The organism is Citrobacter sp. H12-3-2, from assembly GCF_009649895.1.
Taxonomy (GTDB): domain Bacteria; phylum Pseudomonadota; class Gammaproteobacteria; order Enterobacterales; family Enterobacteriaceae; genus Citrobacter; species Citrobacter portucalensis.
The window spans coordinates 1,977,572-1,995,433 of the sequence record NZ_CP045837.1 but is presented as its reverse complement, the minus strand read 5'-3'; the positions used below and the strand labels follow the sequence as shown (position 1 = coordinate 1,995,433).

Annotated in this window: 15 protein-coding genes; 2 read left to right on the top strand and 13 right to left on the bottom strand. The window is 51.5% G+C overall.

From position 1 onward, the window contains the following. Positions 1-14 precede the first annotated feature (14 nt). Positions 15-1,616 (bottom strand): methyl-accepting chemotaxis protein IV, encoded by a 1,602-nt coding sequence (gene tap / locus GHC22_RS09475; protein WP_008785067.1) that lies wholly within the window; start codon positions 1,614-1,616, stop codon positions 15-17. A 43-nt stretch (positions 1,617-1,659) separates the two neighbouring features. Continuing rightward, entirely contained in the window at positions 1,660-3,315 is a 1,656-nt protein-coding gene (gene tar, locus GHC22_RS09470; protein WP_153752787.1) for a methyl-accepting chemotaxis protein II, read from the bottom strand. Between the two features lie 406 nt (positions 3,316-3,721). Here tar and GHC22_RS09465 point away from each other — a divergent pair, with 406 nt between their 5' ends. Next, a complete protein-coding gene (locus GHC22_RS09465; RefSeq protein WP_003833882.1) occupies positions 3,722-4,981 on the top strand; it encodes a dicarboxylate/amino acid:cation symporter in 1,260 nt (419 codons plus the stop codon). 76 nt (positions 4,982-5,057) lie between these two features. Here GHC22_RS09465 and cheW read toward each other — a convergent pair whose 3' ends face one another. The 6 genes from cheW to flhD all read right to left on the bottom strand — a co-directional run bounded on the left by cheW (position 5,058) and on the right by flhD (position 10,483). After that, on the bottom strand, positions 5,058-5,561 hold the full coding sequence (gene cheW, locus GHC22_RS09460) for a chemotaxis protein CheW (RefSeq protein WP_003034638.1): 504 nt from the start codon (positions 5,559-5,561) through the stop codon (positions 5,058-5,060). A gap of 20 nt (positions 5,562-5,581) precedes the next feature. Then, complete coding sequence (gene cheA, locus GHC22_RS09455) at positions 5,582-7,618, bottom strand: chemotaxis protein CheA (protein ID WP_057068897.1); 2,037 nt, start codon at positions 7,616-7,618, stop codon at positions 5,582-5,584. A gap of 4 nt (positions 7,619-7,622) precedes the next feature. Next, complete coding sequence (gene motB, locus GHC22_RS09450; RefSeq protein WP_003034631.1) at positions 7,623-8,552, bottom strand: flagellar motor protein MotB; 930 nt, start codon at positions 8,550-8,552, stop codon at positions 7,623-7,625. Further along, positions 8,549-9,436 (bottom strand): flagellar motor stator protein MotA, encoded by an 888-nt coding sequence (motA, locus tag GHC22_RS09445; protein WP_003034628.1) that lies wholly within the window; start codon positions 9,434-9,436, stop codon positions 8,549-8,551. The genes motB and motA overlap by 4 nt, the downstream gene beginning before the upstream one ends. 124 nt (positions 9,437-9,560) lie before the next feature. Next, positions 9,561-10,145, bottom strand: a complete 585-nt coding sequence (gene flhC / locus GHC22_RS09440) for a flagellar transcriptional regulator FlhC (protein WP_008785071.1) — start codon at positions 10,143-10,145, stop codon at positions 9,561-9,563. After that, positions 10,142-10,483, bottom strand: a complete 342-nt coding sequence (flhD, locus tag GHC22_RS09435) for a flagellar transcriptional regulator FlhD (protein WP_003034622.1) — start codon at positions 10,481-10,483, stop codon at positions 10,142-10,144. Before flhD ends, flhC begins: the two co-directional genes overlap by 4 nt. Positions 10,484-11,275: 792 nt before the next feature. Here flhD and uspC point away from each other — a divergent pair. Further along, positions 11,276-11,704: a universal stress protein UspC gene (gene uspC / locus GHC22_RS09430; protein ID WP_032943802.1), complete on the top strand. Its 429-nt coding sequence runs from the start codon at positions 11,276-11,278 to the stop codon at positions 11,702-11,704. Between the two features lie 17 nt (positions 11,705-11,721). Here uspC and otsA read toward each other — a convergent pair whose 3' ends face one another. The 5 genes from otsA to GHC22_RS09405 all read right to left on the bottom strand — a co-directional run bounded on the left by otsA (position 11,722) and on the right by GHC22_RS09405 (position 17,735). Beyond that, entirely contained in the window at positions 11,722-13,143 is a 1,422-nt protein-coding gene (gene otsA, locus GHC22_RS09425; protein ID WP_153752786.1) for an alpha,alpha-trehalose-phosphate synthase, read from the bottom strand. Then, a complete protein-coding gene (otsB, locus tag GHC22_RS09420) occupies positions 13,118-13,921 on the bottom strand; it encodes a trehalose-phosphatase (protein WP_153752784.1) in 804 nt (267 codons plus the stop codon). The genes otsA and otsB overlap by 26 nt, the downstream gene beginning before the upstream one ends. A gap of 176 nt (positions 13,922-14,097) precedes the next feature. Next, positions 14,098-15,084 (bottom strand): L-arabinose ABC transporter permease AraH, encoded by a 987-nt coding sequence (gene araH, locus GHC22_RS09415; protein ID WP_003034609.1) that lies wholly within the window; start codon positions 15,082-15,084, stop codon positions 14,098-14,100. A gap of 14 nt (positions 15,085-15,098) precedes the next feature. Beyond that, the gene (gene araG / locus GHC22_RS09410) at positions 15,099-16,613 is read right to left on the bottom strand and encodes an arabinose ABC transporter ATP-binding protein AraG (protein WP_003839135.1); all 1,515 of its coding nucleotides are present in this window, start codon (positions 16,611-16,613) and stop codon (positions 15,099-15,101) included. Between the two features lie 132 nt (positions 16,614-16,745). Then, complete coding sequence (locus tag GHC22_RS09405; RefSeq protein ID WP_003833897.1) at positions 16,746-17,735, bottom strand: arabinose ABC transporter substrate-binding protein; 990 nt, start codon at positions 17,733-17,735, stop codon at positions 16,746-16,748. Positions 17,736-17,862: the final 127 nt, after the last annotated feature.

Here is a 17,862-nt window from a genome sequence, read left to right as displayed (position 1 = left end):
CTTCTCAATCACATTCAGGATACAACGGGCGCAACCTGAGGCTGCGCCAACTCTTGTTTTGCTACGGTTTGCTCTTCAAGTTTAAAAAATGCGACACAAGCAGAAAGATGATCGGCCTGCGTGGCAAGTTGTCCGGCGGCGGATGCAGCTTCTTCTACCAGACCGGCGTTTTGCTGCGTCACGGAGTCCATCTGGCTGACGGCCTGCGCCACCTGCTCAATGCCTCTGCGCTGTTCATCGGATGCCGAGGCAATCTCGCCCATGATGTCGTTAACCCGGGTCACCGAACTGACAATTTCCGTCATAGTGCGCGACGCCATATCCACCAGCTGCGAGCCCTGATGAACCCGGGTGACAGATTCCTCAATCAGTCCCTTAATTTCTTTCGCCGCCTGTGCGCTACGGCTTGCCAGATTGCGCACCTCACCAGCGACGACGGCAAAACCACGCCCTTGCTCCCCCGCCCTGGCAGCCTCTACCGCGGCATTCAACGCCAGGATATTGGTCTGGAAGGCAATGCTGTCAATCACGCCGATGATGTCGCCGATTTTCTGCGAGCTGGCAGAAATCTCATGCATGGTGCTGGCGACCCGGGACGTCTGCTCGCCACCTTTATGCGCTGTGTCTGCCGCACTTTTGGCGATTCCTGACGCCTGGCGTGCATTATCAGCGTTCTGGCCGACGGTGGCGGTCAGTTGCTCCATGCTGGCCGCCGTTTGCGCCAGAGCGGCCGCTTGCTGTTCGGTTCGCGAAGATAAATCGTTATTGCCCATCGCAATTTCTGAAATACCGCTATGCATGGCTGAGCTGCCCTGACGAACGTCACTGACCGTTTCGCGTAACGCCTTTTGCATCTTCTGCAAGCTGGCAAAAATGGCCGAGATCTCATTGCGCCCATAAACCGCTACCGGTCGTGCCAGGTTCCCCGCGGCAATACTGTCGAAATGGCTGCCAATAATCGCCAGCGGCTGAACGATCATCTTGCGCGACCAGAACAGCGCACCGCTGGTGAGCAGTGCCGCCAGTACCACCATGGTGGCGAAAATCACCCCCGACATATGGTAATTTCGCTGGCTCTGATCGCCTGCCGTTTGTAACACGCTGTCGATGTTGCTCTGCCACGCATTCACATTCGCATCAAAAGCATCCTGAGCCGCCTGCACCGGCGCGGTCAGAAAATCTGACAACTGATTGTTTTCAAGCCAGGTGGCCTGATGCGCGAGAGCGCTATGCCACTGGTTGAAATTTTTCTCAGTTGCGCCTAACAGCGCCTTGCCTTGTTCCGTCGAATCCGACGTCGCCATAAAGCGTTTAAACATCAATTCAGACTGCGCCAGGCTGTCGCGCGCGAGGGTCATCAGCGTTTTGATGTCCTCTGGCGGATAGCTCAGGGCGGTCAGCGTCCCTGCCTTATTAAGGGCCGTACTGGCCTGTAATAACACAGCGCGGGTTTGGGCCAGTGCAGCGCGTTGCTGATTACTCCGTTCGACCTGATTCAGGTTCTGAAATCCGTCCCGAAATGCCCAGAAGGACAAGCCATTACTGCCAATCTGCAAAACTCCGCAGAGGATCAAAATCAAAAACAGCGTGGTCGAAATTCGAATACGATTAAACATCAACGCTCCCATCGGGCGGCACTGGCCGCGGTTTAACTATCAGTCAAAATGTTTCCCAATTCGTATCTTGTTCAATGCTCTGGCGCGGATAGGATGCGCTCGGGGCTGCTGGTAATCGTGTATCGCGTGGTTTTGTCGAGGCCGGACGTGACGCAAGACGGAAAGTCGATACCGACTGCGTTAAGCGACTGGCCTGTTCTTCAAGAGCGGCCGCTGCGGCAGCTGACTCCTGTACCAAAGAGGCGTTCTGCTGCGTAACGCGATCCATTTCAGAGACCGCGAGCGCAACCTGATCAATCCCCCGGCTTTGCTCGTCAGATGCCGAGGCAATCTCGCCCATAATGTCGGTCACCCGCGTCACGGCATTGACGATATCGTTCATTGTTTCGCCGGCGCTTTCTACCAGTACGGAACCGGTATCAACCCGGGAAACGGAATCTTCAATCAATGCTTTGATCTCTTTCGCCGCCTGCGCACTGCGACTTGCCAGATTACGCACTTCACCCGCCACCACGGCAAAGCCGCGGCCTTGCTCACCGGCACGTGCTGCTTCAACTGCCGCGTTCAGTGCGAGAATATTGGTCTGAAAGGCAATGCCATCGATGACGCTGATGATGTCGGCGATTTTCTTCGAGCTATCGGCGATTTCGTGCATGGTGTTCACCACGCTATCAACCACTTTGCCGCCATGCTGCGCGGTATCGGACGCGCTTTTCGCCAGTTGCGAGGCCTGACGCGCGTTGTCCGCGTTTTGCTTCACAGTTGCGGTCAGCTGTTCCATGCTGGCTGCGGTCTCTTCCAGTGCAGACGCCTGCTGTTCCGTACGAGATGAAAGGTCAGTGTTTCCGCTGGCAATTTCGCTGGTACCGGAATAAATCGCATCAGAGCCTTCACGCACCAGAGTGACGGTTTCCGTCAGCGAGCGCTGCATATGATCAACCGTACTGGCCAGCTCGCCGATTTCGTTACGGCCACTAACGGCGAGAGTTGCGGTCAGGTTACCGCTGGCGATTTCCCGGATATGGGCAATGACACGGGACAGAGGATTAAGCAGGGTATGACGGATGCCATACCAGACCACCACCAGAATCAGCACCAGCACCACGGCCAGCACGCCGAGCTGCCATTGGGCGAAATGGTAATCCCGCGCGCTTTGATCAAATGCCTGGACGTAAAGCTTTTCGCTAACGCTGGCGTACTTGCCCAGCGCCTCGCCGAGCGCGTTTTGCATTCCCTGCGTGGGCTGCGCGAAGTAGGCGTCCATATTGCCGCTTTCCAGAAACTGAACCAGTTCTGCCAGGGCCGCATGGTACTGCTGATATTTTTCCTCAACGTTGCCGCTGGCTTCTGCCATTTCCGGCAACGGTGTGATGTTTTTAAATTTTGCGTAATGCGTTTCAGCCTGCGCCAGCGATGCTTTCGCATTCTTCAGCAGATCGTTTTTGGCGCTGCTTTGCTGGTTAGATGCAACCATCATCATGCGCGCAGAAGAACGGCTTAAATTGATTCGTGTCTGCAGCATCAGATCCCATGTTGAGGTGAGTTCACTTTGCTGCTGTCGAAGATCGTTAGAAATAACAAAACTTTGCTGATTCTGCTGCAATGAAGAAAACAACAGACCACCGGAAACAAGCTGTAGCAGTGCGAAAACCCCCAGCACCATCATCAGCATTGTGACAACGCGGATACGGTTAAACATAAGGCACCTTCCTGAAAACGAGTTATCAACGTTATCGGCACTCGCTGAGATAACTTTACGTTTGCGAAAAGGAAATCCTGAAGGGATGTGAAGCCTGGCGAGGGGAAGATAAAACGGATGCGCAGCAACCACAAATCATTCACATAAAAACACCATAATTATCATGTAAATAACATTTATTTTCATCGGTGAGCACGGTCAGAATGGCCGAAATACGCATTTTTATGTGATTGAGATCACACATACGCATCGTAAATACCACAACAAAATGGATAAAAAATTAAAAAAAGTTGTATCCGTTTACGCTTTAATCCAATTTATATGATGAATACCTCGTTACCACTTAATAAGTATAAAAAATGAGTAACCGATCAATAAATGTTAAATCCTTACTGAGGGCTTTTTAGTGGCAAATGCAAACAAACTCACGTTGTTTATCGTGATCTTCATGCTGGCGGGGATCCTGTCGGGTGCGGTGATCCACTCTTATGCCTCCCCCGGCGTCGTGACCGCCTGGGCCGATAACATTACGCTTCTTACCGACATCTTTTTACGCCTGATTAAAATGGTGATCGCGCCTTTAGTATTCAGCACCCTGACCGTTGGTATTATGCGCCTGGGAGAAACGTCCACCATCGGTCGCGTGGGCGGCAAAGCGATGATCTGGTTTATCAGCTCTTCTATATTGTCTATCCTGGTCGGTCTGTTTGTGGTTTCCCTTGAGCAACCCGGCAGCGGGCTGAACCTGGCGATCCCGCTGGAAGCCACCGACACCGGCCTGGCCGTGGGCGGCATGAGCCTGAAAGGTTTTCTGACACATACCATTCCAACCAGCATCGCCGAAGCGATGGCTAACAATGAGATCCTGCAAATTGTGGTGTTCTCAATGTTTTTCGGTATTGGTGGCGCATCCCTTGGTGAGAAATTCAACGCCCCACTGGTTGCGGCGCTGGATGTGGTTTCCCATATTATGCTCAAAGTGACCGGCTACGTGATGTACGTTGCACCGCTGGCTATTTTTGCCGCCATCTCTTCCGTCATCTCCACCCAGGGTTTGGGGATCCTGCTTAACTATGCGTCGTTTATCGGCGGCTACTATGTGGCGATTTTGCTGACCTGCCTGGTTCTGCTGGCTGTGGGTTATGTCATGCTGAAAAAAGAGGTATTTCGCCTGGTGAGCATGCTAAAAGACCCGGTTCTGGTCGCATTCACCACCAGCAGCTCTGAGGCCGCTTATCCGAAAACGCTGGAGCAATTAACTAAATTTGGCTGTTCACCCAACATCGTGTCATTCGTGCTGCCTATCGGTTATTCGTTTAACCTGGTCGGTTCCATGGTCTATTGTTCATTTGCCTCCATGTTTATCGCGCAGGCCTATAACATCCACCTCTCCTTCGCAGAAATCACCGTCCTGATGCTGACGCTGATGCTGGCGTCCAAAGGGATTGCCGGTGTGCCGCGTTCAGCACTGGTAGTGCTGGCTGCAACCATCCCGAGCTTTAATATTCCGGTCGCCGGGATCCTGTTACTGATGGGAATTGACCACTTCCTGGATATGGGACGTTCAGCAATCAACGTATTAGGTAACGGGATTGCAACGGCGATGCTGGCGCAGGATGAAGGTTTACTGGAAGAAGAACCTGAGCTGGTTGAGCGGGAAGCGTAAGAGGGAAATCTGCCGGATGCGCTACGCTAATCCGGCCTGCAACAGCAATCATTGTAGGCCGGATGAGTTATGGCGATTATGCGACGTGGGAAGCGGCAATATCCAGCAGCGCCATTTCTTCGCTGTTCAGCAGTTTCTCAATGTTGACCAGAATCAGCATCCGGTCACCCAGCGCACCCAATCCCGTCAAATATTCCGTTGACAGCGTGACCGCAAACTCCGGTGCCGGACGGATTTGATCCGTTGTCAGCGACAGCACATCCGAAACGCCATCTACCACAATTCCAACCACCCGCTGACCCAGATTCAGCACAATCACCACTGTGTTTTCGTTGTAATCCACATCGCTCTGGCTAAATTTCACGCGCAGGTCGACGATAGGCACAATCACACCACGCAGGTTTGTGACGCCTTTGATAAACGCAGGCGTGTTAGCGATGCGCGTCACCTGATCATAACCACGGATTTCCTGCACTTTCAGGATATCGATACCGTACTCTTCATCCCCCAGCGTAAACACGAGGAATTCCTGACCTGACGGTTCGCCGGCCAGTTTAGTTACATTACTCATACCGGTCATATTATTCCCTTCTCACTCAATCAGGCGGCTGTGATCGCCACACGTTGTTCGCGGTTTAACCCCTGCAATGCAGAGACATCGACAATCAGCGCGACGCTGCCGTCGCCGAGGATCGTTGCAGCAGAAATACCTGGCACTTTGCGGTAGTTGCTTTCCAGGTTTTTGACCACTACCTGGTGTTGGCCAATTAACTGATCGACCAGCAGCGCATAGCGACGCCCTGCACTTTGTAAAATGACCACAATGCCCTGAGTCGCTTCAGTTTTTGCGCCTTCAACCTCGAAGACTTTCCACAACTCAACCAGCGGTAAATATTCGCCACGCACTTCCAGAACGCGCTCTCCTCCGGCCAGCGGATGGAGATCTTCTTCGCGCGGTTGCAGCGATTCCATAACGGCATTCAGTGGCAGAATGAAGACCTCATCGGCCACACGCACGGACATCCCGTCGAGGATCGCCAGCGTCAGCGGCAGCAGAATGCGAATAGTGGTCCCCTGTCCCTGTTTAGACTGGATCTCAACATGGCCGCCCATCTCCTGGATATTTCGCTTCACCACATCCATACCCACGCCGCGTCCGGAAACATCCGTCACCTGTTCGGCGGTCGAAAAGCCTGGAGCGAAGATCAACATACCCACTTCGTCATCACTCATGTTTTCGTGGATCGGCATGCCCTGAGAGACAGCTTTAGCCAGGATACGTTCGCGGTTCAGGCCAGCGCCATCATCGGTCACTTCAATACAAATATTCCCGCCCTGATGCTCCGCGGAAAGCGTCAGATTGCCGATTGGGCTTTTGCCAGATTCAAGGCGTTTTTCCGGCAATTCGATACCATGGTCGAGGCTGTTACGCACCAGGTGCGTCAACGGATCGATGATGCGTTCAATCAGGCTCTTATCGAGTTCGGTTGAGCTACCTACCTGCGTCAGCTCGACCTGTTTACCCAGCTTACCGGCCAGATCGCGCACCAGACGAGGGAAACGGCTAAACACGTACTCCATTGGCATCATACGAATCGACATCACCGACTCTTGCAAATCGCGGGCGTTACGTTGTAACTGACCCATACTGGTGATGAGATCGCCATGATTGACAGGATCCAGTTCGTTAGAGCGCTGGGCCAGCATCGACTGCGTGATCACCAACTCGCCAACCAGGTTAATAAGCTGATCAACCTTTTCTACCGCTACGCGGATACTGGTCGACTCGCTGGCGCGGGCGGGTTTTTCACGTTCCGCGCGGCTATGTGGTGCTTCACTGGCGGTAGCCTTCACCGCAGGTGCCACAGCAACCGGCTGCGGCTCAGTGACAACAGCCACCTCTTCAGCTTCAACTGCCACAGGCGCTGCGCTGACGGTTTCAAATTCAATTTGGTCAGCTTCAATCACAAAACAAAGCACCGCGATGATGTCATCTTCTGCCAGGTTGCCATCAAGCGTTGCTGATAACGTGTCGCTTCCTTTTACCACATCGGTTAAGGTCGCCAGATTCCCCAGTTCCTCTTCCAGTAAATCCACTTCGCTGGCTTTCAGACGCGAGAGAGTAATGCGTTTTTTGCTCTCTTCACTGGCGGGTTCAGGCTTTGCAACCGCCTCTTCCTGCATCGCGGCGCTGTCAACAACGCTAAGTTTTGCTGAGTTAACAACTGCCGGTGCGGTTTCACCTTTCGCTTCGAGCGCTAACTGCCGTAACGCCTGGCAGATGTACTCAAAACTGTCGGCATCAGGCTCCACTGAGCTTTTATAGGCGTCGAGCTGTTCCTGCATAATATCTTTCGTTTCCAAAAACAGGTTGATAATGTCGGCATTGAGCTGCATCTCGCCACGCCGCGCTTCATCCAGCAGGTTTTCCATCAGATGGGTCGTTTCCTGCAAAATGGTAAAGCCGAAGGTGCCCGCCCCGCCTTTAATCGAGTGCGCTGCACGAAAAATGGCATTCAGCTGTTCGGAATCCGGGGCTTCAGGAACCAAATCAAGCAGGTGTTGCTCCATATCAGCCAACAGTTCGTCAGCTTCATCAAAAAATGTCTGATAAAAATCGCTAATATCCATGCTCACGCTATCACCTCGGATTGGCTGGTGGCGATGTGGGAACGCTTACCGGCGGGAGTTCCGCTGGCCGTTGTAAGACACTTACCGGCTCATTCTGGCTTTCAGCGTTTTCATGCAAAATGGCCTCTTCTGCCTGCTTATTGAGAACCAGCAGGCTAATACGGCGGTTGATAGCGTCTTCAGGACCGCGATCGCTCAGACGCATCGTGGCGGCCATACCTACCACACGTAATACTTTTCCATCATCCAGACCGCCGCTAACCAGCTCGCGACGCGATGCATTTGCGCGATCGGCAGACAATTCCCAGTTGCTGTACCCTTTCTCACCATTCGCGTAAGGGTAATCATCCGTGTGACCGGAAAGGCTGATCCGGTTAGGGATCCCGTTGAGCACTGGTGCAATCGCGCGCAGGATATCGCGCATGTAGGGCTCAACTTCAGCGCTACCGGTCTTAAACATCGGGCGATTCTGACTGTCGATAATCTGTATCCGCAGCCCTTCCTGAACTAAATCAATCTTTAAATGCGGACGCAGCGCTCGCAGTTTGGGATCGGATTCAATCAGTTGATCGAGATCGCCGCGAAGTTTGCTCAAGCGGCTCTGTTCCATACGTTTTCTCAGGTCATCAATATTCGGCTGCTTGTTCACCTCGCCCTGCTGCTGGGTGTAATCATCCCCTCCGCCTGGAATCGGGCTTTGGCTATTCGAAATACGATTTCCCCCGGTCACTGCGGTGGCCAGCGGTGTACGGAAATATTCGGCAATCTGGATCAATTCTTTAGGGCTGGAAATAGAAATGAGCCACATCACCAGAAAGAAGGCCATCATCGCGGTCATAAAATCGGCGTAGGCGATTTTCCACGAGCCATGCGCCCCACCACCGTGATTCTTATGTTTGCGTCGCTTTACAACGATAATGGGATGGGCCTGATTTTTCATGCGTCCTCGGTCGTCTGTTGCGCAGTTGGATTTCTCACCGCACGAACATGTTCTTCCAGTTCGATAAACGAAGGACGTTCGCTGGAGTACAGTGTCTTACGACCAAATTCAACGGCAATCGGCGGCGCGTAACCATTCAGATTGGAGAGCAGCGTTATCTTCACGCACTGCATCATTTTGGTTGTTTCAGCGCTTTTCTGGCGCAGAACGCTGGCAAGCGGAGAAATAAATCCATAGGCCAGCAAAATACCGAGGAATGTTCCCACCATCGCATGCGCAATCAACGCACCCAGCTCTGCTGCCGGGCGATCGGCAGAAGCCAGCGCATGCACAACACCCATAACGGCCGCGACGATCCCGAATGCCGGTAGTGAGTCGCCGACCATCGCCAGACTATTCGCCGGGACTTCAGCCTCACTCTCATGAGTCTCAATTTCTTCGTCCATCAGCGCTTCAATTTCAAACGTATTCATGTTGCCGCTGATGATCAGGCGCAGATAATCGACAATAAAATCAAGCATTACAGCATCCGCAAGAATGCGCGGATAGCTGGCGAAGATTTCACTTTCTTTTGGGTTTTCGATGTCGCGCTCAAGCGAGAACATGCCCTGTTGACGTGACTTAGCCATCAGGCGATACAAGAGCGCCAGCAGATCCATATACATCGCTTTGGTGTATTTCGAACGACGGAAAAGCAACGGGATCGCTTTCATCGTCCCTTTGATGGCTTTCCCGTTATTGCCGACGATGAATGCCCCAATACCCGCACCACCGATAATCACCAGCTCAGCCGGTTGATAGAGTGCCCCAAGGTGTCCGCCGGTCATCATGTAACCGCCGAAAACTGTACCAATAACAACCAGGTAACCTAATAAGATAAGCACGACATCATCCTTTCGCAATTGACTATGACAGGATGCGCAGTCGGGCAATTAACGTAAGGTCAGGACAAAAAAAAGCAGCGGTAATTGCTTACCGCTGCTGGAGTGTTCATCCACACCGTATCAGTTAAACAGCCTGTTCGATCTGTTCATCCAGCAGTTGTGGAATAATATCGGCAGCATTCTGGGAAAGTTTACGTCTTTTTACGGCCCGTGATGGCGGTTGGCATAAACTACAGGCAAAGCTGCCTGCGGGTTGGTGTGCGTGGGTGATAAAATTCCCACCGCAGCAATTGCATTGGGACAACTCCAGCAATCCGCTGTCGACAAATCGCACCAGCGTCCACGCGCGGGTTAACGCCAACAATGGCCCTTCTTCAGGCTGCGGACACTGCTCAAGATATAACCGATACGCCTTGATCACGGCATCCACGCCGCTACAGAGACCCGTTTTGAGCAGGAATTGCCATGCATTGCAAAACATCGACGCATGAATATTTTGTTCCCACGTCATAAACCAGTCGGTGGAAAACGGGAGCATCCCTTTTGGCGGAGGACTACCGCGTAATTCTTTGTACAGCTTGATTAATCGACCACGGCTTAATTGCGTTTCGCTTTCCAGCATTTGCAAACGGGCGCCCAATGTGATTAATTCCATTGCTAACTGGATATCACGCGCTTCCTGAACAATGCTTTTTTCGCTCATCATCAAGCCCTTTTCTTACGTGCTGCATCATCGATGTCGCTTAACAGGCGTGTTGAAAGCATGATACCAGTATGAATTTGCTGAAGATCGTCAACGCGGGAGTCTTGCGTCAGGCGAGTAACAGTCTGGTGATCGTCGAAACGGAAATGACATACCAGTTGGTTTGTTTCGGCCAGTTTGACCATTTGAGGAAGTGTTAATGTTGCCAACGTGTCCGCCATTTCCTCGCTGATACCAAGGCGAAACATCGCAGATGCTTTGTCCTGAACGATCAAACGCTGTGCAAGCAATAAATATGACAAATTGATGTCATAGATGTGTTTCAGCAACTCGGATGTATGCATTATTTGCATCCATAATAACCAACATTGTTTTCATGCGGTAAAACCGCACCCCGTGATGTCGCCGGGAAGGCCCGGTAAAAAAAAGCAAAAGGTCAAATACATAGCAGCGTGACGACACTTACGCGTTGTCTAAACATTCCCTTTTAAGAAGGCAGCGTCCCTTACAAGCTCACATCAATTCTTACAAATGTCTAAGATTTTTCCTAATTCGACGCAACTCTACCCGCCGTCAGTTACACATACAACGGAGGTATGCTGCGAATTTAAAGAATATGTGATCAAGATCACATAAACCAGCCAAACACTTAACATAAATCCATCAGCGTAGCTTTTACTTTGCTTATTTTTTAATCCGTCATCATCCATTTCAATTCCTGATGTACGAATATTCTTGCAATAAAAGCGAATAGTATTTTGTTCACATCCGTTAATATCACGCCGTGAAATAGCGAGCTGGATCACATATTTAACTCAAAAAACTTTTTTAATTAAATTCTTTAGAAACAATAAGTTAAATATTTAGAGTGATTAATTAATACCGCGATGTGACGACCTTGCAAATGTTAATATATGTTTAATTTTTATTAACACATTGTTTTCATTAGCGGTGGGTTTCACTTAAGTAACCTGAACATATCTGCAACTAATATGAATCGATTATTCTATTTATAAGAATAATTAATGAATAATCATGATGACATTCACACTATCGAGGCGGGAAACGTTGCAGTATGGGGTAAGCTGAGTAAAGCTGAAAAGCCCTCTCATAATTCTTACAAAAAGGAGCGAGTTATGAGCTATTCGCACATTCTTGTTGCTGTTGCCGCCACCCCTGAAAGTCAGCAGTTGTTAGACAAGGCGGTTTCTATCGCTCGCCCTGTCAACGCCCGAATTAGCCTGATTACACTGGTCTCAGACCCCGAACTGTATAACCAGTTTGCTGCCCCCATGCTGGAAGACCTGCGTGAAGTGATGCAGGAAGAGACTCAGGATTTTATCGACAAACTTAGCAAAGAAGCAGAATACCCCATTGAGCATACCTTTATTACCTATGGGGCTCTGAATGAACATATCCTGGATGTGTGCCGCAAACACGCCATTGATCTGGTCATTTACGGCAACCATAACCACAGTTTTTTTTCGCGCGCTTCCTGTTCAGCGAAAAGCGTGATTCATACCAGCCAGGTGGACGTTCTTCTGGTTCCGCTAGCTGGAGATTAATCCACAGTGCCACGACTTCATGCGAGTTTAGAACAGGAAGAGATATTGTCTGGCAGTTGGCATTGACTCCGACGCCGCGTGACCGTTTTAAGATCGCAAATGAACGTCGCCTGCCAGTTGTCGATATCGTTTTTAACGATAGTCTCAAGCATTTCAGCGTGGCGCGAGATACGTTCGGTAAGTGGCATCGTCAGCGCCTGGTTTAATGCGCCTGCCACTTCATCCCGGTCATAAGGATTAACAATAAGCGCGGAGGTTAGCTCGTTCGCCGCCCCGGCAAATTGCGATAAAACCAGCACGCCAGGGTTAGCAGGATCCTGTGCGGCCACAAACTCTTTCGCCACCAGGTTCATACCATCGCGCAACGGGGTCACCAACCCTACATCAGAGTAGCGGAAGATCTTCATCAGCAATTTACGATCAAAATACTGGTTCAGATAGTAAAGCGGCGTCCAGCCCAGTTGCCCATATTTGCCGTTGATTCGCCCAGCCTCTGTTTCCAGTTGGTGGCGAATATCCTGATAGGCCTGCACCTCTTCACGCGAGGTCGGTGCTATCTGCGTATAGCGAATTTTACCGTGGTGCTGCGGATAATGTTCCAGTAAGGCCTCATAGGCCTGAAAGCGCTCCGGCAAGCCTTTGGAGTAATCCAGACGCTCCACGGAGAAAATATTCTGCACATTTTTAAGCTCCGCTTTTAGCTGTGCCAGTTTTGGCGGCAGCGGACCGGACGCCTGTCGTGCAATCTCATCCGGTTCAATACCGATGGGATAAACCTGAGTACGAAACGCTTTTCCCCATGCCTGGTGGTGCTTATCTTTATGCGTGGTCACCCGAGTCTGGGCTGCGAGACAGTCCAGAAAAGCCTGGCGATCGTTTTCGGTCTGGAAACCAAGCAAATCAAAATCACACATTTGCTCAAGTAGCGCCAGATGCGGCGGGAGCGCATTAAAAATTTCCGGCGTCGGAAAAGGAATATGCAGGAAAAAACCGATGCGATTACGCACGCCGCGCTTACGTAACTCGCAGGCAAACGGCAACAGATGGTAATCATGAACCCAAATAATGTCGTCATCGCCAAGCAACGGCAGAAGTTTATCTACCAGTAAGGCATTAACCCGTTGGTAGCCCTCCCAGGCAGAGCGCTGAAACTGAACTAAATCCAGTCGATAGTGAAACGCGGGCCATAAAACCGCATTTGAAAACTGGCAGTAATACTCTTCGTAATCTTGCTCACTCAAATTAAACGAGGCCCAGGTGATATTGCCACGCGTGACCTTTTTTAACGGTTTATCCTCATTACCTGTATCACCACTCCAGCCAAACCATAAACCACCAGCAGCTTTTAACGCGCCCAGTACACCGACCGCGAGCCCACCCGCGCTCCCTTTGTCATCTGGTGAGGCGATACGATTAGATACTACGACTAAACGACTCATAGCCACCTCTTCTGTTATTCGTTGCTTTCGGTTCTTGCTGCGAAGAGTTATTTTTCTCCAGCCAGTGCCAGACATCCCTGACACCATCCAGACGCCATGTTGCCTGCGTCGGCCCGCTCCCTACCTTTACAGAAATACCGCCAGCGCGGTTAACTACAGCAAACCCTGTTTCATCTGTCAGATCATCACCGAAAAACACAGGGATCCGGCCAGCAAAAGGCGCTTCCTGCATAAATGCAGCTATCGCGTCGCCTTTATTACTGCCCTTAGGCTTTATTTCCACGACACATTTTCCGTGCTGCAGAGCAAGCTGCGGCCATTTGCGCGTGATGTGCTCAGCCAGGGTAACCAGCGCCGCTTCGTGTTCGGGTGCCTGGCGATAATGCAACGCGAAGGCCATACCTTTGGTTTCAAGTGTTGCCCCCGGTAACGTCACCAACGCTGCGTGTAATAACGCCCCGGCTTCACGTTCGATACCTTCAGGCAGGTTTACTATGTGCGTTTGACCATTGATGTCACGGCGTTCTGCCCCATGTACTCCGGCAAGCGGAAAACGAAACGGAGTAGTGAGTGCGTCAAGCTCAACCATTGAGCGCCCTGAAATCAATGCCAGCGCATCCGCATTCTGCGTCGCTAACTGATGTAGACATTGCAGGATTATCTTCGGGACAACGACCTGGTCGGGAAAGGGTTTAATCTCAGCAAGTGTCCCATCGAGATCAAAAAAGTAAGCACAGTTTGCAGATTGTTCAGGGGGTAAAGTCAGTGATGCTGTCACCCGGTTATCCTCCTCATCATGGTCAGAACGCCACGCGGATCGCGGCGTATAGATGATGTATGACGGATATAAGTATAGACAGTGTGACCATGCTCGCCATTTGAAAAAACAATCGCCAGCCGGGTAGCGGCTGGCGACGGGCAGAAGCTAGACTAAAAAGTTGGGGTTTAAAATCGTCAAACGGTACGCTTCGCTTTTTGCTTATAACGGTCGAAGATCACCGCCGCCAGCAGGATGAGGCCACGAACCACATACTGCGCGAACGGAGAGATATTCAGCAGGTTCATCGCATTCTCAACCGTCCCCAGGATCAACACCCCGGCCACCACATATGAGATTTTTCCGATTCCGCCTTTAAGCGAAACGCCCCCTAACACGCAGGCCGAAATCACGATCAACTCATAACCGATTGAGGTCATTGGCTGGCCGCTGGTCATACGCGATGCGAGGATAATCCCGGCAATGGCGGATACCAGACCGGAAAGAATAAAGATAATAATCTTGGTGCGAACAACCGGAACCCCAGCCAGGCGCGCCGCCTCTTCATTGCCCCCAATGGCCAGCGTATTACGCCCAAACGTGGTTTTGTTCAGCAGTAAGCCAAAGACAATGAAACAAACGACCGTGATCCAAATAGGCGCCGGCAGACCAAACCAGTTAGCATAGCCGAGTGTGAAGAAACGCTCGTCTTCAATCCCGACTGCCTTACCGTCGGAGATAATATAGGCCAGACCACGTACAATCTGCATTGTCGCAAGAGTAGTGATCAGGGCGTTAATTTTTAACCGCGCAATCACGAACCCATTCACCAGACCACACAGAATACCGAGCAGCAGCCCGGCAGCCACGCCAATCCACAGACTTTCGGTCATGTTAATGACTACGGCAGTGGTAACACCAGCACAGGCAATTACAGACGCGACAGACAGGTCGAAATCACCGGATGCCAGGCAAAACAGCATCCCGCAGGCAACCATACCCGACATTGATACCGCCAGCCCTAACCCCTTCATGTTGATGAAAGTAGCAAAGTTTGGCACAAAGAGGGAACAAACCAGGAACAGCACGGCGAACACCACCAGCATGCCGTATTGGTCCCAAATGCGGCCCAGATTTAGCGCCGACTTCGCTGCGCCAGAACCCGATGTAGAAACGGAAGACATCATACTCTCCTTATTCAGGCTACAGCCTGGCTGACTTTAGGCATAGCAAGGCTCAACGCCTGGCGCTCATCCGCCTGTTCATGAAGTAACTCACCGGCAATTTCGCCTTCTCTCATCACCACAATACGGTCGGCGACACCGAGTACTTCTGGCAGGTCACTGGAAGCAAACAATACGGCCACACCGCGCGCTGCGAGGGCATAAATCACGTTGTAAATTTCATGCTTGGCGCCCACATCAATGCCGCGTGTAGGCTCATCCAACAAAATCACTTTCATCTCTTCCGATAACCAACGACCGAGAATAGCCTTCTGTTGATTACCGCCGGAGAGGTTCATGATCAGTTGCTCTGCACCCGGCGTTTTGATGTTGAGTGAACGAATATGGTGATCGGCATTGGTCTCTTCCCAGCCGTTGTTGATCACGCATCCCCCCAGAACATGCTTACGCCGTGCACTAATGTTGATGTTGTTGCGCACTGAATGGACCGGAATGATCCCTTCAGCTTTGCGATCCTCCGGGCACAGCATCATCCCCGCTTCAATGGCATGGCTTGGTTTACGGATATCGATAGGCTGTTCATCAATAAATACCTGGCCCGCCGTGATACGCGTACCGCCGAACAGCCCTTTCATTAATTCGCTACGTCCGGCCCCCACCAGGCCAAACAGCCCGACAATTTCACCGCTTCGCACGGATAAGCTGATTGGCGTACGCACGCCTGGAGCTTTGACTTCATGCAGCCGCAGACGCTCTGTGCCATACGGTCTGGATTTCCAGCCATAGATATCCCCGAGGTCGCGCCCGACCATCGCCTGCACCAGCGCATCGTGATCGACCTGCTGCATGTCCGTGAACGTTTTGACGTAATGACCATCTTTAAACACGGTGATGGCATCGCTGAGAGCAAAAATCTCCTCCATACGGTGTGAAACGTACAGAATGATGCGTCCTTCGTTTCGCAGCTCACGGATGACGCGAAACAGATTCTCAATCTCGCGAGCCGACAGGGAGCTGGTTGGTTCATCAAAGGCGATAATTTTGGCGTTTCGCGCCAGCGCTTTTGCAATCTCCACCATCTGCCACTGGCCAATGGAGAGGTATTTCAGTGGGGTATCGGGATCGATATCCATCCCCAGATGCTTCAGCTGGATTCCTGCTTCATAGTTCAGCAGCGAGCGGTTCACAATCCCGCCTTTGTGCGGTAACTGCCCTAAGTAAATATTCTCGGCAACGGTCATTTCCGGGACGAGATGCAGTTCCTGATAAATAATGGCGACACCGGCGTTGAGTGCGGCAGTGGTATCCGCGAACGAAACTTCCTGTCCGCGGATCGTCAGAGATCCCGTTGTTGGCGCATAGTTACCGCTGAGAATTTTTAAGAGTGTTGATTTCCCGGCGCCATTTTCGCCCATCAGCGCATGCACCTGTCCGGCATAGCAGTCGAAACTGATATCCGTCAGCGCCTTAACGCCCGGGAACGTTTTGCCAATGCCGCGAAATGAAAGATACGGGGTAGACTGTTGCATAACGTCTCCGTGAGTCAGGATTTTACCGGCCAGGAAAACCGCCGGACGTAGGCCCGGTAAGCACAGTGCCACCGGGCATTGCGCCGGATGGCGGCTTCGCCTTATCCGGCCTACAACATCGCAGCACTTCTGTTACTTACCGCCTAAGCCTTTCTTCGCCAGCTCTTCTTTGAAGTTATCGCGGGTAATCAGCACCACATCTGTCACTTCAGTGAATGCCGGTGGCTCTGCACCTTTCGTTACCCAGTTGTAGAGCATTTCACTGGATTTGTAGCCGTGCACGTCCGGGCTTGGCAGCAGTGAACCGTAAAACCCGGTCGCTTCGCCTTTTGACAGTTCGCTCACCGCGTCAACGCCGTTGATCCCGATACCAATCACGTTTGGTGCTTTGAAGCCCTGCCCTTCGGTCGCACGTACGCCACCCAGCACGGTGTTGTCGTTCATGCCGACAATCAGCCAGTTTTTGACTTCAGGATGCTGAACCAGCATGGAGTTGGCGGCGTCGAATGCACCGGGGATGTCATTCGATTTTGTTGGGACCTGGTAAATCTGTTTTTCCGGGAAGCCTGCGGCTTTAAGCGCTTCCATTGAACCAGAAGTACGACGACGTGCGGTATCCAGTTCGTTGGCGGTAATGGCCATTACGGCGGTGGATTTCACATCCCAACCGCGTTTTTGCATCTCCTTGTACAGCTCCTGGCCCTGGCGCTCACCAATTTTGGTTGCCGCCATCATCACCAGTGGCACGGTATCCATCGGCTTACCTTTGGCGTTGGCAAACTGGTCGTCGACGGCAATGACTTTCATATCGTAGCCGCGCGCCTTAGCCATAATGGCTGGCCCCAGTTTTGGGTCTGGCGTACAAATCACAAACCCTTTTGCTCCACTTGCAGCCAGGCTGTCGATGGCGTTAAGGGTTTTCTCACCATCCGGAACGGCAATTTTAATCACCTCAAAACCAAGGTCTTTACCGGCTTTATCGGCAAATTTCCATTCAGTCTGGAACCACGGTTCTTCCGGCTGTTTGACCAGGAAACCGAGCTTCATGGATTCAGCGATAGCGGATTGTGACATAATGGCCGCCAGACCGATGGCAGCCAGCGCTTTAGTGAATTTGTGCATGGTTAACTCCAGCTTTAACGTTCTTTTATGTAGGGTAAAATCAGACGATTTTTTGTAATTCGGACGTAAAACAAGGCATTACCTTTTATTGATAAGATCAATGCCAGTGCTGAGAGTATTTTTAGCG